22 protein-coding genes and 1 tRNA gene are annotated in these 22,488 nt (G+C 54.7%); 11 read left to right on the forward strand and 12 right to left on the reverse strand.

Features of this window, described 5'->3' with window-relative positions:
- Positions 1-283: 283 nt before the first annotated feature.
- Both SH248x_RS08610 and SH248x_RS08615 read right to left on the reverse strand, forming a co-directional pair.
- Positions 284-589 (reverse strand): Rieske (2Fe-2S) protein, encoded by a 306-nt coding sequence (locus SH248x_RS08610; RefSeq protein WP_459558124.1) that lies wholly within the window; start codon positions 587-589, stop codon positions 284-286.
- A gap of 125 nt (positions 590-714) precedes the next feature.
- Entirely contained in the window at positions 715-1,785 is a 1,071-nt protein-coding gene (locus tag SH248x_RS08615) for a hypothetical protein (protein ID WP_459558125.1), read from the reverse strand.
- Between the two features lie 124 nt (positions 1,786-1,909).
- Here SH248x_RS08615 and SH248x_RS08620 point away from each other — a divergent pair, with 124 nt between their 5' ends.
- From SH248x_RS08620 to SH248x_RS08650, 7 genes are all read left to right on the forward strand, one after another.
- A complete protein-coding gene (locus tag SH248x_RS08620) occupies positions 1,910-4,507 on the forward strand; it encodes an excinuclease ABC subunit UvrA (protein WP_459558126.1) in 2,598 nt (865 codons plus the stop codon).
- A gap of 163 nt (positions 4,508-4,670) precedes the next feature.
- Positions 4,671-4,754: transfer RNA gene (locus SH248x_RS08625), tRNA-Leu, on the forward strand.
- A gap of 181 nt (positions 4,755-4,935) precedes the next feature.
- Positions 4,936-5,970, forward strand: a complete 1,035-nt coding sequence (locus tag SH248x_RS08630) for a hypothetical protein (protein ID WP_459558127.1) — start codon at positions 4,936-4,938, stop codon at positions 5,968-5,970.
- Between the two features lie 448 nt (positions 5,971-6,418).
- Positions 6,419-6,748: an ArsR/SmtB family transcription factor gene (locus tag SH248x_RS08635; RefSeq protein ID WP_459558128.1), complete on the forward strand. Its 330-nt coding sequence runs from the start codon at positions 6,419-6,421 to the stop codon at positions 6,746-6,748.
- A gap of 69 nt (positions 6,749-6,817) precedes the next feature.
- Complete coding sequence (locus tag SH248x_RS08640) at positions 6,818-7,372, forward strand: rhodanese-like domain-containing protein (protein ID WP_459558129.1); 555 nt, start codon at positions 6,818-6,820, stop codon at positions 7,370-7,372.
- Positions 7,373-7,477: 105 nt separating this feature from the next.
- Positions 7,478-8,884, forward strand: coding sequence for a rhodanese-like domain-containing protein (locus SH248x_RS08645; RefSeq protein ID WP_459558130.1), 1,407 nt, complete (start codon positions 7,478-7,480; stop codon positions 8,882-8,884).
- A gap of 18 nt (positions 8,885-8,902) precedes the next feature.
- Entirely contained in the window at positions 8,903-9,718 is an 816-nt protein-coding gene (locus SH248x_RS08650) for a sulfite exporter TauE/SafE family protein (RefSeq protein ID WP_459558131.1), read from the forward strand.
- A 54-nt stretch (positions 9,719-9,772) separates the two neighbouring features.
- Here SH248x_RS08650 and SH248x_RS08655 read toward each other — a convergent pair whose 3' ends face one another.
- Entirely contained in the window at positions 9,773-10,153 is a 381-nt protein-coding gene (locus tag SH248x_RS08655; RefSeq protein ID WP_459558639.1) for a hypothetical protein, read from the reverse strand.
- On the opposite strand from SH248x_RS08655, the gene SH248x_RS08660 reads away from it, so the two are divergent.
- Positions 10,091-10,678, forward strand: coding sequence for a hypothetical protein (locus SH248x_RS08660; protein ID WP_459558600.1), 588 nt, complete (start codon positions 10,091-10,093; stop codon positions 10,676-10,678). The genes SH248x_RS08655 and SH248x_RS08660 overlap by 63 nt on opposite strands.
- On the opposite strand, the gene SH248x_RS08665 is transcribed toward SH248x_RS08660, so the two are convergent.
- The 5 genes from SH248x_RS08665 to SH248x_RS08685 all read right to left on the reverse strand — a co-directional run bounded on the left by SH248x_RS08665 (position 10,675) and on the right by SH248x_RS08685 (position 15,783).
- On the reverse strand, positions 10,675-11,727 hold the full coding sequence (locus tag SH248x_RS08665) for a serine hydrolase domain-containing protein (RefSeq protein WP_459558132.1): 1,053 nt from the start codon (positions 11,725-11,727) through the stop codon (positions 10,675-10,677). The two genes, SH248x_RS08660 and SH248x_RS08665, sit on opposite strands and share 4 nt — an antisense overlap.
- A 48-nt stretch (positions 11,728-11,775) precedes the next feature.
- Positions 11,776-12,105: an STAS domain-containing protein gene (locus SH248x_RS08670; RefSeq protein WP_459558133.1), complete on the reverse strand. Its 330-nt coding sequence runs from the start codon at positions 12,103-12,105 to the stop codon at positions 11,776-11,778.
- A gap of 75 nt (positions 12,106-12,180) precedes the next feature.
- Complete coding sequence (locus tag SH248x_RS08675) at positions 12,181-13,638, reverse strand: hypothetical protein (RefSeq protein ID WP_459558134.1); 1,458 nt, start codon at positions 13,636-13,638, stop codon at positions 12,181-12,183.
- 86 nt (positions 13,639-13,724) lie between these two features.
- Positions 13,725-14,456: a hypothetical protein gene (locus tag SH248x_RS08680; protein WP_459558135.1), complete on the reverse strand. Its 732-nt coding sequence runs from the start codon at positions 14,454-14,456 to the stop codon at positions 13,725-13,727.
- Positions 14,457-14,574: 118 nt separating this feature from the next.
- Positions 14,575-15,783, reverse strand: a complete 1,209-nt coding sequence (locus SH248x_RS08685) for a hypothetical protein (RefSeq protein ID WP_459558136.1) — start codon at positions 15,781-15,783, stop codon at positions 14,575-14,577.
- A 303-nt stretch (positions 15,784-16,086) separates the two neighbouring features.
- On the opposite strand from SH248x_RS08685, the gene SH248x_RS08690 reads away from it, so the two are divergent.
- The 3 genes from SH248x_RS08690 (at position 16,087) to SH248x_RS08700 (ending at position 18,224) form a co-directional block, all read left to right on the forward strand.
- Positions 16,087-17,043 carry a hypothetical protein gene (locus SH248x_RS08690; RefSeq protein WP_459558137.1) on the forward strand — a complete coding sequence of 319 codons (957 nt, stop codon included), beginning with the start codon at positions 16,087-16,089 and terminating at the stop codon, positions 17,041-17,043.
- Positions 17,044-17,149: 106 nt separating this feature from the next.
- Positions 17,150-17,794: a DOMON domain-containing protein gene (locus tag SH248x_RS08695; RefSeq protein WP_459558138.1), complete on the forward strand. Its 645-nt coding sequence runs from the start codon at positions 17,150-17,152 to the stop codon at positions 17,792-17,794.
- Positions 17,795-17,816: 22 nt separating this feature from the next.
- The gene (locus tag SH248x_RS08700) at positions 17,817-18,224 is read left to right on the forward strand and encodes a hypothetical protein (RefSeq protein WP_459558139.1); all 408 of its coding nucleotides are present in this window, start codon (positions 17,817-17,819) and stop codon (positions 18,222-18,224) included.
- A gap of 149 nt (positions 18,225-18,373) precedes the next feature.
- On the opposite strand, the gene SH248x_RS08705 is transcribed toward SH248x_RS08700, so the two are convergent.
- The 4 genes from SH248x_RS08705 to ctaD all read right to left on the reverse strand — a co-directional run bounded on the left by SH248x_RS08705 (position 18,374) and on the right by ctaD (position 22,431).
- On the reverse strand, positions 18,374-18,940 hold the full coding sequence (locus SH248x_RS08705) for a cytochrome c oxidase subunit 3 (protein ID WP_459558140.1): 567 nt from the start codon (positions 18,938-18,940) through the stop codon (positions 18,374-18,376).
- 56 nt (positions 18,941-18,996) lie between these two features.
- The gene (locus SH248x_RS08710) at positions 18,997-19,380 is read right to left on the reverse strand and encodes a cytochrome C oxidase subunit IV family protein (RefSeq protein WP_459558141.1); all 384 of its coding nucleotides are present in this window, start codon (positions 19,378-19,380) and stop codon (positions 18,997-18,999) included.
- 76 nt (positions 19,381-19,456) lie between these two features.
- Positions 19,457-20,659: a cytochrome c oxidase subunit 3 family protein gene (locus SH248x_RS08715; RefSeq protein ID WP_459558142.1), complete on the reverse strand. Its 1,203-nt coding sequence runs from the start codon at positions 20,657-20,659 to the stop codon at positions 19,457-19,459.
- 74 nt (positions 20,660-20,733) lie between these two features.
- Positions 20,734-22,431, reverse strand: a complete 1,698-nt coding sequence (ctaD, locus tag SH248x_RS08720) for a cytochrome c oxidase subunit I (RefSeq protein WP_459558143.1) — start codon at positions 22,429-22,431, stop codon at positions 20,734-20,736.
- Positions 22,432-22,488: the final 57 nt, after the last annotated feature.

The raw sequence follows: 22,488 nt of genomic DNA on the forward strand, positions 1-22,488 counted from the left end.
TGCGCCGTCAGAACGGTTCGAGGTCGTGCGCCGGAGGGTCGTACTCTGGGGAGGTGAATCCTCAGCAACGATCTACGATAAAGAACAGGCGGGTCCTGCTGTTCTCGAAACGCTCTCCGGCGGCTGCGGTTGAATGTGCCGACCGTAATGCTTTTATCGGATGGAACATCCCCATGGATCAGACAAATTTGCCTGCGAGACGAACAGACTTCATGCAATTGCAATCTCTACAAAACCAGCAGGTCTGAATTGACAGCCAATCCAGCAAGTGCGGCTTCAGGCGTCAGGAAAGTGTGACAAAAATGTCTTCACCTTCGATCGTGACCGGGAAGGTGGCATTCTTGATCGTCTGACTCTGAAGATGCTTTCCCGTCACTACATCAAACTGCCAGCCATGCCAGGGACAGGTAACCGTTGTTTTTCTGAGCGTCCCTTTGCCGAGAGGCCCACAAGCATGAGGGCAAAGACCATCGATCGCGAAAATGGTTCCCTCGACATTGAACAAAGCCACAACGCGACCTTCTGCGGCGACTTCAATCCCTTTTCCCAGCGGAACATCAGATACTTTAGCGACGCGCGTCAGCGACATGCTGCAATCCTTGAAGACGATCAAACATCAAACCGCCAGCATAGACCAAAAGCCATGGGTCGACAATTGAGTCCAGAGAGCCCCTGTGCCCAGACAGCCTGAGCAATAGACGAAGAAAGAATCAATCATTCAAAATGACGGAACTGTTTGACGTCGACGTAGCGGTGCGTCCCATTATTCTGCGACGCCAGACGCTCCAGAAAGTTGAGCCCCCGATCAAGATCCGGGCCTGAGCCGAACTCGATGGTATGGATTTTTGCGCCACGGTTATAACTGCGAAGGCGTTCCAACTGGCTGGCTTCGAGCTTGGGCTCCAGCGCATCCGTCAGAAAGAAGATGACGTCAGGACGGTATTTGAGTGCCGTCATCAACGCGGGCTGGTGCGAAGTTCCGCCGCTGGGGAGTTGGGCCGTGATGAAGTTACGGGCCAACGTGAGGTGCACCGGACTGGCCAGAACGAGTTCGGCTGCACGATCCTGAAGACGAAACTCGTGAACCTGACCGTTGTAAAAAACGACCTGAAATTTCTGTTCGATCTTCAGGTTGGAAAGGCCAGCGAGGAGTTGTTCCCTCGCGGCGTCGAAGGCGTTGTCATCGATCATGCTTTGGGACATATCGATCACAAAGACGAAGCTCTTACCGGTATCGGCAATGTTGAAGAAATTGATCGTCCCCGCTGGAGGAGCAGGACCGCCGACACCCATGCCTCCGCCGGGGACAATCGTCGCAACTTCGGGAGGAGCGGCTGAAGGAGATGTCGATGTCGACATGCCCGCCCCGATCTGCTCCGACATCGATTCTGATGGTTCGTCTGGTAATGGCTTGGCGATCGTCGATGGATCGACCTGGTCCATGGCGATTTGCGTATCAGTCGGCTCGGGCTCCGTTTCCTGTGGCTCGACGAACGCAGGAGGATCCGTCTGGACTTTCTCCGTTGTTGGTTCCGGTCCAGGGCCGGGCGATTCAGAAAATGGACGCCCATCTCCCGTCCCGCCAGGGCCTGAGGAGGAATATAAGCCGACGGTGTGATACTCCTCGATATCCTGCCCCATGCCACCGGGGACGCCATACGCTCCGGAAAAAAAGAGCGCGATGCACAGAATCGAGACGTGCACGACGAGAGAACCAGCCCATCCCCAGACCATGTACGGCGATCGCGATTCGCCCTGTTCAGTTTTAGCCGGTTTCATGGGCATAGAGGAACTCGTCAGAAGATTCAGCGTCACATCAGAGCATGAAGACCATTGATTTGCTATTTTGATACAACGACATGAATTACGCCAGATCGATTCTCTGATCTCCACTTTCACGGAACCTGTTTTGCCTTCACCTGCCAAGCCCAAACCACCTGCCCCTATTTCTCCAGTCGCTTCAACTGGTCGCATCGCCGTGCGGGGGGCTCGAACCCACAATCTGCACAGCATCAATCTCGACTTAACGCTGCATCAATTAACGGTTGTCACCGGCTTGAGTGGCAGCGGCAAGAGTTCGCTGGTCTTTGATACGTTGTATGCAGAGGGATATCGACGGTTCTTGCGAAGTCAGTTGCGCGATGCCGGGAATCTTCTCAAACGTATGCACGCCCCGGAAGTCGATTCGATCTCCGGCCTGCCGCCGGTCATCGGTGTCGCCCAGGATGCTGGCTTTCACTTGAGGTCTTTGCGCGGCACCTTTGGTTCCTTGACGGGACTCGATTCGCTGCTGCAGCTTCTTTATTCGAAACTGGGCGTGATTCATTGTCCGCAATGCGGCCAGGAATTGCGAAGCCACACAATCGGCGAAGTGATCGCAGATCTGACACGCCTCCCCGAGCGGACCAAGGCGATTCTGCTCGTCGAACATGGTCGCGAGGTGATTTTGACCAAGGAGTCTCTGGAGCAGATTCAACGAGAAGGCTTCATCAAGCTGCGAGTCGATGGACAGCTGATGGATATCAGCGAAGTCTCACCGGAGAAGATTGTCTCTCCACAACGGGTCGAGATTGTCGTCGATCGGGTCATCATCAAAGAGGGGATCGAAACTCGGCTAAGGGAATCATTGCAGAATGCGTTTCGACATTCGGGTGGGAGCTGTCTGGTCAGCATCGAGCAAGACGGGCAGTGGGTTGATCGGCATTACGCGCTCACGCCGCGGTGTGGGGCGTGTGGAATTTCGTTTCCGCCTCTTGAGCCGGAGTTGTTCAACTTCAATAGCCCGCGAGGTGCCTGTCCGACCTGCCAGGGATTGGGTGTACTCCCCCTCAATGAGAAAGGCGTCCTCACACGGGACGATTTGCTGGAACATCGCTATCAAACCTGTCCTGACTGTGCAGGGTCTCGACTGATTGCTCAAGCACAAGCCGTGTCATTGAACGGCCAGTCTTTTCCACAGGTCCAACAGCTTGATTTGACGTCGCTGCGTCAATGGACTGACGAGCTCAAGAACTCTTCGACGAGCCTGCAGGATGAAGTCAAACGAGTGCTGCTACCACAGTTGGCGCAGAGGCTGTCGTTTCTCGATTCCGTTGGCTTGACGTACCTGTCACTGTCACGACCGACGCTGACTCTCTCGGGAGGTGAGTTTCAACGGGCTCGACTGGGCGCAGCACTGGGAGCAGGATTGTCGGGGATCTGTTATCTGATTGATGAGCCGACGACAGGTCTGCATCCCGTTGATCGTCAGTCGCTGATGGATGCCTTGCGCAAGCTGATCGCGACAGGAAACTCCGTCATCACCGTGGAACACGATCTCGGATTCATTCGCCAGGCCGACTGGATCATCGACCTGGGCCCCGGTGCAGGAACTCAGGGTGGGCATGTCGTCGCGGAAGGGACGGCCGAGGAACTGTCGAAGAACGAGTCATCCCCGACCGGTCGCGCCTTGAAGCGAACCCTGACACTCTCGAAGCAGCCATCAACGAAGAGTAACTTCGATTACCTTCGAATCAGTCACGCGACGACTCATAACCTCAAAGACATCACGGCTGATATCCCCCTCGGGCAAATCACCGTCGTGGCAGGCGTCAGCGGGTCCGGGAAAAGTAGTCTGGTTGTCGATACCCTGGTCCCGCTCGTGAAACAGTCACTGCTGCAGCGTGACCGTCCTTCTGACAAAGCGAAGCCGCCAACAGAGCAGGGGGCACAACTCGAAGGGATCGAGAAGATTCAAAAGCTGATCGTCCTCGATCAATGGCCGCTGGGAAAATCGCCGAGAGCAGTGCCAGCGACGGTCCTGCGAATCTGGTCACCGATCAGGCAACTTCTCTCACACACACGGATCGCCAAGCAAAAAGGATTCGCCGCTTCGAGGTTCAGTTTTTTGTCGAAAGAAGGCAACTGCCCTGCCTGCCAGGGGCGAGGTTTTCAGAAGCTGACGCTGTCTCGCGATGCCTCGCCGATCGTGGAATGCCCCCGCTGTCTGGGAAAGCGGTTCAATCCGCAGACGCTGGCAGTCCGTTTTCGCGACCATTCGCTCGCCGATCTGCTCAATCTGTCGTGCGATGAAGCCGTCGAGGTGTTTGCCAATCTCGAGCGAATTCGAGGGCCCCTGGAAGTCGCGTCACAGTTGGGCCTGGGGTATCTCAAACTGGGACAACCTGCTCACACCCTTTCCGGCGGGGAAGCACAGCGATTGAAGTTGGCATCTGAACTGACGTTCTCGACCCGCCACGCTCTGTTCGTACTCGACGAGCCGACGACGGGGCTCCATGCTCTGGATGTTGAGAAATTTCTGGAAGTCTGCCAGCGACTCAAGCAACAAAGTAATACGATTCTGATCCTGGAGCATCACACTGACGTCATTGCCTCTGCCGACCATGTCATTGAATTAGGCCCCGTCGGCGGCCCGGAAGGTGGGCAGATCCTGTTTTCTGGTTCCCCCTCGCAACTTGCTAATAAGGAGACGCCGACGGCTCGAGCGCTTCAATCGCGGTTTTCCTGACCGTTTTAATCGACCCGTTCGACAGCCAAGGCGACTGTCAAAAAAGTCGCGATGAGAGAGCAGCCGGTTGCCTTGCGAAAAAAGGCGGGCTTGGGTATCGTATTCCCTTCCAGTTTGCACGAAAGAGGCGTGATTCGTCACGCGTCGTTTGGAATCCTGAAATGCCCAGGTGGCGGAACTGGCAGACGCGCTAGGTTCAGGTCCTAGTGGCCGCAAGGTCGTGGAGGTTCAAGTCCTCTCCTGGGCACTTCTCTCGTAAAAAACCAAATTCCATTATTTGGTTCGCTTAAGAAATATGTCTCTCAGCATGCCGTCCTGATGAGAATCTTCCTCGTCCTAAGTGATACGAGCTGCGACGACCTGCTCAAAAAGCAGCTGTCTTCAAGAGACGTTCTGAAGAGTCGCTTCGGGAAGGTCGAGGTGAAATCATGAAGCGAACGCCCGCCGAGGAAATTTCCTATCGGTTATTTGAAGAACAAAATGAGCAGCAGCCTGCGATTGTAATCAAGAAGAAAGAGTCGAACTGGTTGCTTGTGTGGGGAGTTGGCGTATTCGGCTTAAGCCTCGCAATTCTGTTGTTTTCTTCACCTGAAGAAAAACAGAGCGAGCCCCTTGGCAGTGATTGGGTGGGAAAATCCGAGGGATACAACCCGCCAACTGCTGTGAATGGTTACACAAGAAAAGACGGTACCAAGGTAGACACATACCGAAGAACAACCAGGGACGAAGCCCCAGAGAATAATTATTCACACGGGAAAAACGTAAACCCGTTCACTGGAGAGAAGAGCTACCACTATCCAAACTCAACCAGCACGGTTCCTGAACAAGGAAAAGGCCCCTCTTCGTATGTTGAGCCGGCAGTCTTTTTTCCTGACGACAACTTCGTGTCCATCGCAGCTCCCGTTGCAAAGATTGCAACCGAATCGCCGAGGGGAATCGACAAGCTTCTGATTGACAATGGGGTTGATCCCACCGGGATGACTACTTTTGAAAAGAAGCAGGCCCTGAATGAACTCAATCAAATGAAGGCTGCGTTCGAAGCTGCTCAACGCCAGGCTCGTCGTACAGGAAGAAGCGTTGATGAATTATCGCTGGCTCAACTGAACAAGTTGGGACCCAAAGGCCTAGAGGATTACCGAAACAAACAAATCCAAGACCGTGTCGCAGCGATGAAGCTGAAGCAACCCGCCGAGGAAAGTTCGGTGCCTAATCTGGCCGCAGCTTCACATATGCAGACACAAATGCTTCAGCAGCAACAGCAATCGATCTGGCAAATGCAACGACAGATTGAGCGAATGGAAAGAGACAGGATATCCAGGTCTCAGCGAGAACAAAATGCTCAAGAGTTCCAAGACATGAGGAATATGCTTCCCCCGACTTTTAGCGAGAGACAGAGTGACTATGAATACATACTCGGACTAGAACGAGACTTCGGCAACTTCTATGGTGGAGGCTTCCGATGACGACAGGAGATACTCACCATGTTTAATCACGCGCTAGGTTCAAGTCCTAGTGGCCGCAAGATCGTGGAGGTTCAAGTCCTCTCCTGGGCACTTCTCTCGGTTTAATATAGTACGAAAATGACGCGGTCAAATGCAGAGAATGCGTTTGACCGCTTTTTTATTGTCCAGCCTCAATAGGGGAAAAACTGCGGTCGCACGAGAGCCGCACCTGGACTAGCTCAAAAGCAGAGCTGACCTTGCCTCGGCTGAAGCAATCGGCACTCGAAATTCCAGCTGGCGTGCAGGTCGTTGAGTTCCTGCCGTTCGACCGACAAGCCTCGCGAAAATGGCCGCTAAAGCGAGACGCTTGGAGATCCTGCTTGATCGCTTTCTCTCCTTGAAGACTTCGATTTCTTATTTTCGAGAATTATTGACTTGTCATGTCGACATATTCCGATATAATAGGTGTATGCAAAACGACGTTCAGAAAACTCGCAAGCAGTGGACCGATTTGGAGGCGCTGACGCAAGCCGCTGAGTGTTTGCGGATTTTGGCGCACCCGCATCGACTTCGCATGATTCAGATGCTGCTCGAGGGGCAATACTCCGTGGGTGATCTGGCGGAGGCCTGTGAAATTCCTTCGCCCATGGCGTCAGAACATCTGAGGTTGATGCAGCGATGCGGGTTTCTGGCGAGTCAACGCGAAGGTCGGAACGTGTTTTATCATGTGACCGAGCCTCATTTGCAGCGAATCATGGAGTGCATTGAAAGTCGATTTGACCCCTCTGCGAAAGAGTGAGTTTTTTTACAACAATATGTAGCCACATTCCGACATCGACACCAAACAACCTTCTTACTGGAGCATCCGATGACGTCGAACACCATTACCCCCGCGCAACTCCGCGAAGTCAGTCTCAAAGATGAAAAGATTGATCTGATCGATGTGCGAACTCCCGTCGAATTCCAGGAGTTTCACATCCCCTTTGCTCGGAACATTCCGTTGGATCAGCTGGATCCCTCTCAGGTCTCTGCCGAGCGGAATGGGGCTCAGAAGCCGCTTTATGTGATTTGCCGATCGGGCAGTCGTGGCAAGCAGGCTTGTCAGAAGCTGACGTCGGCTGGTCATTCAAATGTGGTCAATGTCGAAGGGGGAACGATGGCCTGGGATCAGGCTGGCTTTCCTGTCACGCGGGGTAAGAAAGTGATGTCTCTGGAGCGGCAGGTCCGGATTGCAGCGGGGTCGCTGGTCTTTGTCGGAGCCGCGCTTGGGTTCTTCGTGCACCCGTATTGGATTGGCCTGTCAGCGTTCATTGGTGCAGGGCTGGTCTTCGCAGGAGTGACCGATACCTGCGGCATGGGGATGGTGATTGCGAAGATGCCCTGGAATCAAGTGAAGCCGTGTGGCAAGACCTGCTCGACGTAGCAAATGAAACGGCGTGGTCTCTGCCCAACGTACAAGTTCTCGATCGTTTGCCCACACATTCCTTCTCTTACTTAAACAGCATTTTTGAGCCAAAAAGAGGTTCACATGTTACTCAAATACTTCTACGACAAGTCGCTAGCGCATGCGTCTTACATGGTTGGATGTCAACGAACCGGCGAAGCGATCGTCATTGATCCGGGTCGCGATATCACCCCGTATCTGGAAATGGCGGCTGCGGAGGGGCTGAAGATCGTCGGAGCGGCTGAGACGCACATTCACGCCGACTTTGTTTCCGGGGCACGGGAACTGGGGGATCGGACGGCTGCCAGATTGTACCTGTCGGACGAGGGGCCTGCGGAATGGAAGTATGAGTATGCCAGTCAGGGGAATGTCCAGCTGGTCAAACAGGGGGATGTCATTCGTGTAGGGAATGTCAAACTGGATGTGCTTCACACGCCTGGCCATACCCCGGAACACATCTCTTTTTTGTTAACCGATGAAGGTGGGGGAGCGAATGCTCCGATGGGGATCTTCACGGGAGATTTTGTGTTTGTCGGCTCGATTGGGCGCCCTGATTTGCTCGAGACTGCCGCGGGAGTGGTCGGCAGTGCTCAGACGGGGGCTCGTCAGCTGTTTCAGTCGATGCGGAAATTTCGAGACCTCCCCGACTACCTTCAGATCTGGCCTGCACACGGGGCGGGGAGCGCTTGCGGCAAAGGTCTGGGGGCGGTTCCTTCCAGTACTGTCGGGTATGAGAAGATGTTCAATCCCGCCATGCGATTCGAAGACGAACAGGCTTTTGTCGATTACATCCTGGACGATCAGCCGGAGACGCCGTTCTACTTTGCTGAGATGAAACGGGTCAACAAGGTTGGTCCGGAGTTAGCTCGAGAACTCCCAACTGTGAACGCGGTCGCGTCGAACAAAATCGGGTCGATCGTTGAATCGTCGATGGTGATCGATCTCACGCCGTCTTCGGAATTCGCGCAACGACATGTTCCCGGGACGGTCAATATCCCGTTGAAGATGCTCGTGCAATGGGCGGGGTTTCTGGTCGATTACCGTCAGCCGGTTTACCTGTTGGCTCATCAGGAGATGTTGCCCGAGGTGCTCAAGTCGCTGCGATCGATCGGGATTGATCAGGTCGGCGGTTACTTCGATGCGGGAGAGATTGCCTCCTCTGGTTTGCGGACGGAATCCTACGAGACAGGAACTCCTGAGGAGTTGAGCGAGAGGATCCACTCCGGTCAGGTGCATCTGATTGATGTTCGCTCGACCGCTGAGTATCGCGCGGGTCATATTCCGCAGGCTGAGCATCGCTTCCTCGGGACACTGCTGCGGAATTTGAACACGCTGGATCGCTCTCGTCCGATCGTTGCACAGTGCCAGAGTGGTGCCCGCTCTTCGATTGCAAGCAGTCTACTTCAGCGGGAAGGTTTTCATGTGACGAACCTGCAAGGGGGATTCAAAGCCTGGCAGTCCGCCCAACTTCCGACCGTGACGAGTGCGTAACCAACCGGAGAGAACGCCATGACCTGGATTGCCATTCTGTTTGGCGGAGTCATCGGCTTGTCCCTGGGACTGACCGGTGGTGGTGGAGCGATCTTCGCCGTTCCGCTTCTGGTCTATGGACTGGGAACGCCGCCGCGTGAAGCCGTCGGTATTTCTCTGGCCGCTGTGGGTGTGACATCAATAGCAGGATTCATCTCACGTCTCCACAAGGGAGAAGTCGAACTGAAGACGGGCCTCTTCTTTGCCGTCTTCGGGATGATGGGAGCTCCTGTGGGAACGTGGCTATCGAGGCTGTTTGATGATGCCGTCCTGTTGACGATGTTTGCAGGCCTGATGCTGGTCGTCGCGGGGCAGCTTTGGCGAAAAGCGGGGAGCAATGAGGTCATGGCCGAAAGCCGAGACCGTTCCTGCAAAACAGAGGAAGCCACCTGCGCCCGCGATGAGTGTGGTCAACTGATTCTGACGTCCCCTTGTGCGCTGCTGCTGAGCATCGTGGGAGGAATGACGGGCATCCTGTCGGGACTGTTCGGGGTTGGCGGAGGGTTTGTCATCGTTCCTGCACTCGTGCTCTTCAGCGGAATGTCGATGCATCGGGCGGTCGGGACGTCTCTGATGGTGATTTCCCTGGTCAGTCTGTCGGGAATTGTGTCGCTTGTTCAGTCGGGACAGCAGATTTCCTGGGAGCTCACCGGGCTGTTCATTGCGGGCGGACTGGTTGGACTGCTGGCTGGGCAATTGATTGGACATCGGTTGTCAGAGAAGTCCCTGCAGAGAACATTCTCGATCGCGATTCTCATCGTCGCGGTGTTTGTCATTTCCAGAACAATGGTCTAGAGGTGATTCTTCCTGGCCCTACTTACGAACAAACTTCTCGGCCACAAATCCTGTTCAAGCAGGTATCAGAATAACCGTCAGGCGAAATCCCGCCGGGGTGTTATCCTGGCGGAACATGCTGTGTTTCTTTGCTGTTGCTTCTGACATTTCTGTCTTGATCTTTTGCCTGCTGACTCGCGAGAATGGGTTCATTCCATTTTTGTATGTGTTATTCAGTAAGGTTGCTTGATGTTTTGTCTTAAACGGCTCCTCTCTGCTGTGATGATCCTGTGCATCAGCAGCGCTTCTCTGATCGCTCAGCAGCCGGCATTTCTCGTCGTTGAGACCTTTCGCACGACGGACTGTCCTCCCTGTGACGCCGTTGAGACGGAATTGAAGCAGATACTCCTGCAGAATGATGTGAAGAATCTTCCGACGTACGTGCTCGTTTTCCATGCAGATCCGACTGAGTCGGGGAACGGGTTCACGAAGCCGGAGTTCACCAACCGCTTGAACGCCTACGCACAGATGCTGCAGGCCCAGCAGGTAGCGTATCCACTGATCGTCGCGAATGGCGAACATAGTATACCGACCGAGATGGATAACAAACTGCTCGAAAAAGCAAGGCGCGATGCAAGCAAACTCGCCCCGACTGCCAGTATCACTCTCGAAGCGCGCAAGACAGGGTTCCAGGACATCATCGTCCAGTACGACATCACTCCTGACCTGCGCGGCAACCTGTTGCAGGTCGCGCTCGTGCAGAAGCAAGGCAAGGGCTCTGCCGAGGCGGGTGAATCGAACTTCATTCAGATCGTACGCGATTTCAAATCACTGCGATTCCGCGGTGAAGTGACGACCGGAAACGTCTCGCTGAAAATTCCTAACGGCGTGGAAGCAGCGAATCTGCAGATCATTGCCTTCAGCCAGAACCAGATTAGCGGGCAGATCGTCGCTGCGGCAGTGACCGATATTGATGGTTAGCGTGACGACAGATCGCCAGCGGCAATCGTGAGTGCGTTTGAGAGCTTAACCAGACTGGAATAGTCGTCCAGAACAGGCTGATTGCTGAGGATGACCGCGGCGTTTCCACGCTGTCGGTCGACCCATAACAGGGTTCCCGTTGCCCCCCAGTGGCCAGCGACGTCGGCTTCGAGCAGGTCGCTGAAGGTCGTCCGGTGGTTCACCCAGTTCAGACGCCAGCCTAATCCCCACCCACGATGTTTGACTTCTTTCGGCTCGATCTCCGAGTAATCCGACAGACGGTTGCCGAGCATGCGTTCGACCGTTTGTTTCGAGACGATCTGCTGTCCACGGAAAACGCCATCGCCCAGGATCATCTCGCAGTAGTTGAGCAGGTCACTGGTGCAGGAGATGAGACCGCCCCAGGGAGCGCCCAGGGTATACCAGTAAGCGCTGTTCCAGTCACCTGTCGGCTCAACTTGCTGGAGTGTCGTGTCGACACGGATGACGTCGCTGGTTCGTTCGAGACTGCGACGATCAAACCCCAGCCAGGTCGACGTCATTCGCAACGGCCAGAGGAGTTCACGGTGCAGCCATTCTCGCATGGAACAACCGGTGATTCGTCGGACGACTTCCTCGAGCAGAACAAAACTCATGCTGGCGTAACGAGCCGTCGAACCGGGTGTGAAGATGAGTTCACAGCGACAGGTCTTCTCGAAGAACGTCGAGATCGGCGCATTGTCGGCCCGGAGTTGCTTGTCGTCCGGGAGCGTGTCTGGCAAACCCGATGTATGCGACAACAAGTGGTGGATCGTGATGACGTGCTTGTTATGCGGCTTGAACTCGGGGACGTAGCGGATGACGCGGTCCGTCAGCGAGAGTTCGCCCCGTTCGACGAGCAGCATGACAGCCGTTGAGACCAGAAGCTTGGTGATCGATGCACACAGAAAGAGCGGGTTCTGCGCTTCGTCCAGGCCGGACGAGGATGCGAGGCGCTTCCCATTCGCCTCGACAATCCCCATCGACAGCCGGACATCATTGGATGACTGCACGAGCCGTGAAGCAACCACACACGCTTGTTCCCACGCCTGCGACATCACGTCCTTTCGAGACTGCAATCAAGCAGGTGAGACATCGACATCGTGAAGTTTCAAGACCTGATCGAGCTTCGTGATCGTCAGGACCTCGCGGATATCTTCTGACACATTGAACACATGAACTTCCAGGTGGAGTCGTTTCAAACTGGCCAGCAGACCGAGCATTCCGCTAGGCAGCACCTTTACACCAGTCAGGTCAAAGCCAATGACTTTGCAATGAGACGACTTGATGATTTCGAGGATCTCATCGCGGATTTCTGTCACCGTAGCGAATTCGAGCGAAGTCACTTGATGAAACCCGACGACGGTCAGTTCACCCGATTCATAGACTTCGAGAATCTTGTTCGACATGTTCGCATCCCGCGTTGAAGTGAAGTGACCAGCAGGACTCAAGTCTAGCCACTCCACTCTGACACAACAACTGGCTTATCGGACAACGGCCTTGAACGTGATCTTGCCTTGTGCACCGCCCGGCAGTGGCTCAGCGAGGATCCAGGTCAGGACCGAGCTGCCTTCGCCATTGTCTTCCGCAGCGAAGTCGGCGGCGATGTTGCTCGTCTGGCTGCCATCGATATAGCCCAGGCGTGGTGTCAGGTTGTCTGCGATCGTGACTTCACTGACAGGCTCGGTTCCGGTGTTGCGGAACTGAATAGTGAAGGTGATCTCTTCGCCCACTTGAGCTTCCTGCAGATCAGCCTGCTTGATAATGACAAGGTCACCTTGTTTTCCATTGATCTCCACACCATCCATGCCGGCGGCTTTAAAGATGCTGTTGAGCTCGTTTCCACCAGCTTTCGATGCGGTGATTTGTGGATACAGGTCGCGGGTCCAGTAAGCAGCTGACTGAATAGAATTCAGGAACAATGCGCGAGTCGTACTTTGATCCGTACTCGTATGGACAAAGTTGAGTTCGTTGTCAGGAGACAGAAGCTCGGTGTGACGGTCTGCTGCCTGTCGTTGACCGACATAGCCTTCGTGAACACGGGCTTCATAGCCGCTGGCACGATTGCGAACATCAGCAGCCGAAGGTTTGGTTTCACGTTGTTCCAGCCCTGGTTCAACTTTCGTTTTCAGGTTCGAGCCATAGGCGAGATCGTAAGCACCCGAGACTTTGTCGATGTTGACGTTCTGACGAATGTTGCTCGTACTGCGAACTTCCGAGAAGCGAGGAGCATAGACGCAGACGGGATTCGAGTACTTGATCTTCTGCTGCCCTTGAACAGTATTGTATTGGACGAGCGTATCTTCCGTTTCCAGACCCGAGACGTGAGGAGGTTCGCGAAAGTTTGATGGTTCGTGGTTGCCGCCGTCGCAGAGGTACTCGTCTTTATAGATGTTCGAGTCGGAGGTGCAGGTTGGCCCGCCAGGATAGCAGGGCGATCCCGGGTAGCAGGTTCCCGCAGGAGGCACGCTGGCAGGACGTCCGCCCGGGCAGTGAGGGCAGGGGGTTGAACCGCCCCAGCCATGTTGACATCGAATGGTCGCGACAGCCGAGGGTGCCATCGGATAGCTGACCGAACGGACGCGTTGCGTCGCGGGCTGTGTATCAATCGGAGTTGTGAACTCTTGAGACGAAGCATCAGCTTGATACGAGTTCAAAGTGACCTGGTACTTCTGAGCGTCCGCAGGGAGTTCAAAGGCGGCGTTCGTCAGCGGAGCCTGCCCAATCTCATTGGAACCTTCTGCTGTTGTTGCACCCGTCGTCGGAGAATTATCGGGAAACGATGCCGAAGCAGGTGCATCGAAAGCAGAAGGGGCCATCTTCCCAGGCCCTGCACACGAAGATGAGATCCCAATGAGCACCAGACAACTCAGGCGCATCAGGCTGGTCGAAGTCAGCATGTGACGACATCGAAGGGTCAGTGAGTCGAGTCTGATCATCATGATTCTGGTCTCGTCTAAAGTCCTGGATCTCGTATCGCAGGTGCAGGTCACATCCCGTCTCGGGACGCGACCCTGGTGTTTTGTTATTATTCGATCGGCGTAACAGTGTTCGGCGTGATAGCGTTCGACGTGACAGCGATCGGCATGACCGGTCCGCCCGAGATGAAGAATGTACCGGGTTGACGGGGGTCAGGCTGTCGTCGTCCCATGCGGAAGATCATGATCGGTCGACCTCGCATGTCCGCTTCTGCCAGCAGATTGTGAGCAGCAGGCAGTGTCTCTGTCGTGGATGCGGTTCCAGCAATTTCTGGCTGATCGATGTAGATGACTTTGGTGACCAGATCGTCAGCCAGTGCAGCATCGATATCGTCTTCAGTGATCGTCAACGGCACAGGGAATTGATGCTTCAGGTGAGCAGGAGGATGCAGGCGGTCGATGAGTTCAATCGTTGGATATAACTCAACGCCTGGATAACCTGGAATCTCGCTGATTTTCATGCGATAAGGAGCAGCGACCTGAACGTCCACTTTCACGCCGGAAGCAGCTTTGAGTTCTCGGCCCATGCTGTCATAAAAGCTGATGAGCATTCCCGCAGGTCCAGTGACCTGAACGGTTTGGAGGTCTCCGGGACAAGCTTTTCCCATCTGACCTGCCCATTGACTGGCAACTCCGGGAGCAGCCAGATGATTCAAAGGCCAGTAGCCCTGAGTTCGAGGTGGCATCGCTGTCTGAGCGAAGCTCGATGAAACATGCGACGTCAAAACGATCGCAGCCATCAGGCCCATCAGGATGTTCGACAGTTTGAAAATTGCTGTCATGGGTTGCTCCCCCCGACGTCCGGGGTGCCTCGTTGAATGAGAGAAAACGCCTTACGAAAAAAAGGTCGCGATGGGACAAACCACCATCGCGACCGAGTTCATCAGCAACGGTTCACGATTACTGCTGAGGAGCACCGCCGTACCATGCTGGGTACGACACTTCGCCTTGCTTGTAAACCGGATGCGTTTCTTTGTAGTTGATGTAGTTGACAGGGTGAGGCAGGCTGATGCCCGGCTCATGTTCAACATCGATCAACATGTGCTCGACCGGCTTGCCAACATTCACAGGAGTGTTGTTGCGGATCGTATGAGACTGCAGAGACGCAGGTCCGCCCAGTGGAATGTGCGGAGGACCTGGCAGTCCGATTGGAGTCGCAGAGCGTGGCATGCCCCAAGGTGGAGTATTCATCCCTGAGACCATGTTGACGGCTGGCATCCCTGGGTAGCTAGGACCACCCATGATCTGCGTATGCGGGATACCGCCCTGAGTTCCGACGAATCCGATCGCCATTGGCTCAGCAAAGCCACCTTGAGTTCCATCGACGTTATGAGACGCCTGCAGGATCTGACCATTAGGACCAGTCTTGGTGATTTGAGCACCGCTGCTCAGGCCAAGCTCGTAGTTCTTATTACCAATTCGCAGGACAGCCATGATCGTACCGCGACGATCCGCTTCCGCAACTGGATCAACACCAGGAGCAAGGCGTGTGGAGACCAGAGTCTCGACGCCAGCAATCGCCAGTTCCTGGAAACGGGGATCCGGTAGATAGATGACCTTCGTCACGAAGTTGTTCGTGCGGACCTGCTCGAGGTCTTCGTCCGTAATCTGGACGGGGACGCTGCTGTGAGCCAGGAACGAATCGGTCGTTGGGTGAGCAGGATAGACTTCCAGAGTCGGGTAGAACTCCAGACCGTCATAACCTGGGATGTTCGTCAGGTCGAGACGATAAACGGCTCCCTGTGCGAAGTCATAGATCGAAGGAGCGACCAGCTGGTTCTTGGCGAATGCTTCGCCGATCTGCCAGCCAATATTCATTCCGTCCGGGCCGAGGAAGTGAATCTGTGATTTGCGAACCATCATGCCCGGCATGCCCGGACCACCTGGATATCCCGGAGGACACTGATAACCAGCCTGCATCATGGCACCTGGAGGCGTCAGTGGTGCCAGCACCGCTGGCCCTGGACCATCGACCATGGGACCTGGACGCTGCATCATCGCAGCCGGAGGAGCATGGTACTCCCCTTTATCGAAGAGTTGTTGCCCGTCGGCCGCACAGCCAACACAGACGATGACCGTCGTCCCCAAGGCGAGAAAATAAGTTCTCATGACCTGCCCTCTGATTCATTGAAAAGGCAACCAGGGAAACGTTCCCCGCCGCTGCTATGAACTCGTAACCACGACCGTCCGGCGTACTGGCGTTCTGCCCAGGGAAAGAGATGTCGACCCGAAAGTCACTTCTCTGGTATTCTCCCGAACATCCCGGCCGACCGTTTGTAGCCTGTCGGGTCTCGCTGGAATCGGCATGATCGTCATGATCCGACTTTCCACGTGTCCAGACGGCGTCGTGTAATAGTGTTTTCGGCCTGCACACGCCGGAATCTTTGACAAATCCCACAATTTCGTCAGAACATGAAAATACAACCCACACTACTTATCCTGTTTACCCTGCTTATCTCCAGCGTCTTCTCCATTGTCAAACTGCGCAGTGACGCCCACGCGACCCAGCAAGCAGCGACCCCTGCACCTCTCGCGCAGGACTCGCCACAGCCCGCTCGCAAGACCCCCAGCGTCAGCACCGCCCGCGATGGCCAGGCTCTTTTGAATGATGTCCACCTGAAACTTGTCTCGCAGTCCTCCATCCGCGCACGGCTGCTGCAGACGTTTCACGAGAAAGACAAATTCGTCATAGGCCGCGGCGAGTACCTGCAGGCCGCTCCGATGCGTCTGAAATACACGCTGGAAATGGAACAGGAGGGCGGGACCGGAAAGCTGATTCAGGTCTGCGACTCGAACATTCTCTGGTCCCACCAGGAAATCTCGCCGATTCCCTCTGGCCTCAAGCCCGAGGAGATGTCGCAGTACATCCGCGTCACACGACGCAACGTCAAACGAATTCTCGACGAGATTCGAAATCATGAGCGGATCGATAACTCAAGCCAGTACCTGATGACGGAACTGGGCATGGGAGGTTTGCCAGCACTTTTCGCCTCCTTGAGCGTCAACATGGACTTCGGCGAAGTTCAGGAAATCTCCTACAACGAAACCCCGTGCTACGTACTGACGGGAACCTGGACCCAGGCCAGACAGCAGGAATGGGACGTCCGCAAATCAGGTCAGCGCGAGTTCATGACCCAGTTCCGACCAGCCGCTGTTGAAGTCTGGGTCGATCAGAGAAACCTCTTTCCCATGCAGATTCGATATCTGAGAAAGCACTCAGGAAAGCTGCTGCCGCTGTTTACACTGGCATTTGAAGATGTCCGATTAGGTGAACCGGTTGACCCATCGGAATTCGTCTACACGCCACCCACCTCGATCACGCCCACAGATACAACGCGAGAGTTTCTAGACCGCCTGATGCGTCAGTAATCATCCTGCGACCATTCGCCTCACATTCGGGCTTCTCCCCTTGAATTCCCGACTCGATCAGCAAGAATCGAAGTAACCCTTACGTCTTCTTTTCAGACTGATCTTCATGTCCGCATCGACTGTCCCGACGGGATTTCTTTTCCAGTACGAATTCCCGATTCCGCGTCTGAAAAAGACGCCCGCAGCGGCTTCGTCACTCGAACTCAGCAGCAAAGAGCAGCTCCCGGATCTGTCGGAATTGACAGGCCAGCGTCCTTTTGCAGACGTACAAGCAGCCTGGACCCCTGAGGGGCTCGGCCTGACCTTCCACGTCCGACGCGATTTTGAAGCAGACGACAAATCAGGCATCACGACCGACCGCATTCGCCTCTGGATCGACACCCGCAATACAAAAAACGTCCACCGCGCAACACGGTTTTGTCATCAGTTTGTCTTATCTCCGCTGGGCACGTCTGCTCGATCGTCCAAGCCAACTGCCCAGCAAGTCCTGATCGCCAATGCCCGCGAAGAGGCGTCTTTGTGTGACAGCGATCAGATCTCACTGGATGTCTCCACCAGCGATGACAGCTACACAGCCCGCTGTTGGCTCAGTAAACAGATTCTGCACGGCTTCGACCCTGACAGCCAGTCACAAATTGGCTTCTATTACGAGATTGAAGACCGCATCTGTGGGCGTCAGACGCTTCTCGTCGGCCCCGAATTCCCTTACGATTTCGATCCCAGCCTGTGGCAGACATTACGTCTTGCCTGATTAACGCTGAAAAGCTCATTGCATGCCAGATCTTGCCAAGACGAAGTTCAATCTGTTTGCTTTCATCGGCCTCTGCTTCGGCGGGTTCGCGCTGGTGGTCATCACAGCATTTGCCATCACCCCCTCAGAACGTCCTGAATCGAAGTCGGAAAAAGTCATCGCGACTTTTGATGGTGAAGGCCCGGGAAAAACGGACTTTTTCACTGTTGATCGCGGATGGGAGATCCGCTGGGAAACGAACACCGACCAGACACTGGAATCGATCGCCTGGAGGACGGCCGAAGGACGCGGGAGCATGATTATGAAAATGCACCGCAAACCGCTGCGAATGCACGGACGGGTCAACGTCGACATGGCCGGGACGTTTCAGCTGGAAATCAACGCCAACGGCCCGTGGAAGATGACCGTTTACCAGTTTCAGCCTAAATGAGTCTTGGAGCGAGTCTTCTAATTGATCTCTTGCGTGAAATGTAGGGTGCTGGTGAGTCTCCGAACCGCACCAAAACGACATTCATTCGCACAATTGGTGCGGTTCGCAGAGCCTCACCAGCACCCTACAAGGAATTAGAAGACTGCGTCTTAGCCCAAGTAGAAGACCAGCAGCATCAAGACCCAGATGGTATCGAGGAAACGCCAATACCAGCCCGCAAAGTAGACCTGCTGGTAGGACTCATGGTCGTAATGCCCCTGATGGGCCCAGCGGGTGACAAATCCGAGATGGGCCACACCGCCAGCAAAGTGCAGCACGTGGACGAGCACCATCAGGAAGATCAGGGCATAGGATTTGGACTCAATCGGCTGTCCTGAACCATGTGCCAGCAGCATCTGAGTCATTGCGATGGTCTGCAGAATGCAGAAGCCCAGCGCACAGCCGAATGCGATCCTCAAGTTGATGAGGAAGGATTGGATCTTCTCGCGCCGAATAAAACCGACAGCCCGCTGAAGCATGAAGCTGCCGGTGAAGAGTAGCAATGTGCTTGGAAGCAGTAACCAGGGAAGATCAGGCCGGACCGTCGGCTGGTTGTCAAGAACGTGCTTTTTAATGACGTAAGAAAGCAGAAGTGCCGCGAAGAACATCGCCAGGGACACCATGAACAGGTAGAACCCGATTTCACGAGCCTGCTTTTTCTTCGCGACAGTTGGCACCAGGTCACGCTTTCCGAGGGAGACGCCCCGTCTGCCTGAAACAGGTCATTCCGAAATTACTTCGCCTGCTCTAAGCGAATCTGATCGTAAACGGCTTCTGTTTCCTGATCTTTATACTCGAACTTGTCGTGCAACGTGAAACCGACGAACAAGGCAACGAAGACCAGAGAGAAGAAAACGATCGCAATGTTGAACGGCTTTTCATGCATCATGTGCATGAAGAACGCCATCACCAAGCCCGCCTTCACAGAGGCGATCCCCATCGAGACGATCAGTTCATAGCTCCCCAGTGGCACGTTGGCAGAAACCCACGTCGTCACCCAGGTCAGTCCCAGAAGAACAAAGAAGACAGTCAGCAGCAAAGGAACCGGCATGACGTGGGCAAAGCCATGATGACCATGTCCGTGTCCGTGACCTTCATCGTGATGTGAGTGAGCCATTGATCGAGATCCGCCTGGAAGATGACTTTGTATGAGAAGTGAGCCCCGCTCGATACGACGCGGGGAGCATGATAAATCAGTGAATCAGGTACAGGAGAGGGAACAGGTAGATCCAGATCAAGTCCACCAAGTGCCAGTAAAGTCCGACGTAGTCAACAGGCCCAAAGTACAGAGAGTGGAACTCATTGTTGACAGCACGAACCAGCAACCAGGTGATCGCAATCATTCCACCAATGATGTGGAAGGCGTGGAGACCGGTCATGAAGTAATAGATACTGAAGAAGACGCTCCAGTTGCGAGGAATCTGCTCAGCCTTGTCGAACTGATGAATCTCAGTTTCCGTAGCGTTCCCTGCCACCAGTTCTTTCTCAACGGTCTTCGCGTCTTTTGGCTCGTGAGCAACTTTGTCTGTCGCCAGTTCGGAATCGCTTTCACCGCTCGTCGCAGGATCAGCATGAGCATCGCCTTCGACATGAGCGACTTCGCCATGTTCAGAACCATGCGGCTCAAGCTGATGGTGAATAATCAGTCCCGTTTGAATTCCCGCCATGATCCCGATGATGGCAATCAGGCCGCCGATGCCGGTACTTCTTAAACTGCGATAGTTCATCCAGTGACCGACCAGCATCATCACCAAAGGCAGCATGAGAACCCAGAACCAGAGCTTCATGATATAACCGAGATCATCTTCGACTCGCTTGTTCAGAGTCGCATGATCCGATTCCATTGTGACGTGCAAAACGTGAGCCGCCGGTTTGCCATCGTAGGCTTCTTTCCCAAGATCAGGTGCGCTCACAAACGAACCAGACCACAGCAGGCGTTTCTCGTACTTCTCAGCGTACTCGAAGGTCTTGACCCCCAGGAAGACGGCTGCACAGAACAAAGTCAGCCCCAGGCAGTTGACCAGACCCCAGCGTTTGCCGAGCTGAGCACAACGGACACCCCAGGCCATCGTCAGTGAGCTGAAGAGGAGAACCCCGGTATTGATTGCACCCAGGTACTTGTTCAGAAACTGGTGAGCGTACTCGAAGATCTCCGGGTGAACGGTCCGGTAAATCGTGTAAGCAACGAACAGTCCGCTGAAGAACAGAATTTCTGTGACCAGGAACAGCCAGATGCCCAGCTTACCGGCATCGAACTGCTGCTCAGGGGTATCAAAATGGTGAGCCAGGAAGTCCGGATGGTCCCCGTGACCATGACCGCCATGGGCATCATGCTCATGTCCGACAGAGGGTTTACCTGCGTCACCATGGTGAGAGTGATCAGTCACAGTCGTCATCAGAAACTCGCTGTCAGAATGAGAAGAACGTGAATCGTAGGCCGTCGGGGGTACTCGAACCGTTACCGCAGGGATCAGTGAGCCGGAGCCAGTTTAGCCAGTTCAGGATTATGCTTATAGCCATCAATGCTGGCGTCATATTCCATTTCATGCAACGCGTAAGGATCGCGTCCGACGGGATCGTAATTGAAGTTGTAAAGCGGCGGAGGAGACGTCGTCTGCCATTCCAGAGTCGCTGCCCCCCATGGATTGTTAGGAGCTTTCTTACCACGCATCAGCGAGTGGATCAGAACAGCCAGAGCAATCGTCAACCCGAGCCCGAGGACGTACGCTCCGACAGTTGACATGACGTGCAGGCTTTGGAACTCAGGCACGTAGTTGTAATAACGTCGTGGCATCCCGCGTGTTCCCAGAATGAACTGCGGGAAGAAGGTCAGGTTGAAGCCCAGGAAGACAATGACGCTGGAGACCTGTCCCCAGAATTCGTTGTACATCTTGCCGGTCATCTTCGGCCACCAGTGGAAGATCCCACCGAGGAAGGCGATCAGAGTTCCGCCCATCATGACGTAGTGGAAGTGGGCAACGACGAAGTACGTATCGTGCAGAGGAACGTCAACGACCAGTGTTCCCAGGAACAAACCAGTCAGACCGCCGATCGTAAACAGGAACAGGAAGGCGAGGGCATAACACATCGGAGTCGCCAGACTGATCGACCCACGATACATCGTCGCCAGCCAGTTGAAGACTTTCACAGCCGAAGGAATCGCGACGCTGAAGGTCAAGGCAGAGAAGATGACCGACATCGCTGGCGACTGTCCGGAGGTAAACATGTGGTGTCCCCAGACCAGGAAGCCCAGGAGAGCCAGACCAACCGAGCTGAATGCGATGAAACGATAGCCGAAGATGTGACGTCGGCTGTAGGTCGAAATCAGTTCGCTGATGATTCCCATCGCAGGCAGAATCATGATGTACACAGCAGGGTGCGAGTAGAACCAGAAGAAGTGCTGGAACAGAACAGGGTCGCCACCCATCTTCGGGTCAAAGATCCCCAGGCCCAGAGCACGTTCTGCGATCAGCATCAGCAGGGTAATCCCCAGAACCGGGGTTGCGAGAACCTGAATGATGGCCGTCGCATAAATCGCCCAGACGAACAGGGGAATACGGAACCAGCTCATGCCGGGAGCCCGCATCGTGTGAACGGTGACAATGAAGTTCAGACCGGTGAAGATCGAACTGAAACCGAGAATGAACGCCCCAAACGTGGCCGCGATCACACTGGTACTCGTCGTTGTCGAATACGGCGTGTAGAAGGTCCAACCCGTATCCAGCCCTCCCGTCAGCAGAGCAGCGACAAAGAAGATCGCCCCACCAACCCACAAATAGAAACTCGCCAGATTCATTTGAGGGAAGGCAACGTCTTTTGTCCCGAGCATGATCGGCACGACGAAGTTACCGAGCGCACCCGGAATACTGGGAATGATGAACAGAAACACCATCACCGCCCCGTGGAGCGTAAACATCTGGTTGTACCAGTCAGCAGAAATAATCGTCGGGCCAGGTGTCAGAAGCTCGGTTCGCAAGATCAGCGCGAACACTCCCCCCAGCGCGAACGCCGCCATCACGCCAATCAGGTACATGATGCCGATACGCTTATGGTCGAGCGTGAAGGCCCATGATGAAAACCCGCTGGAAACGTGCAGGTAATCTGGCTCGGTCTGCGGAGGCACAGGCTGTGTATGACTGCCTGGCGTCGTGGAAATATCAGTGGCCATGATTGGCTCCGTCGTATCTATAAAGTCGGTGTCTGAATACTTGGAAGGAATGCGGGC

The organism is Lacunimicrobium album, assembly GCF_052161635.1.
Classification (GTDB): domain Bacteria; phylum Planctomycetota; class Planctomycetia; order Planctomycetales; family Planctomycetaceae; genus SXPC01.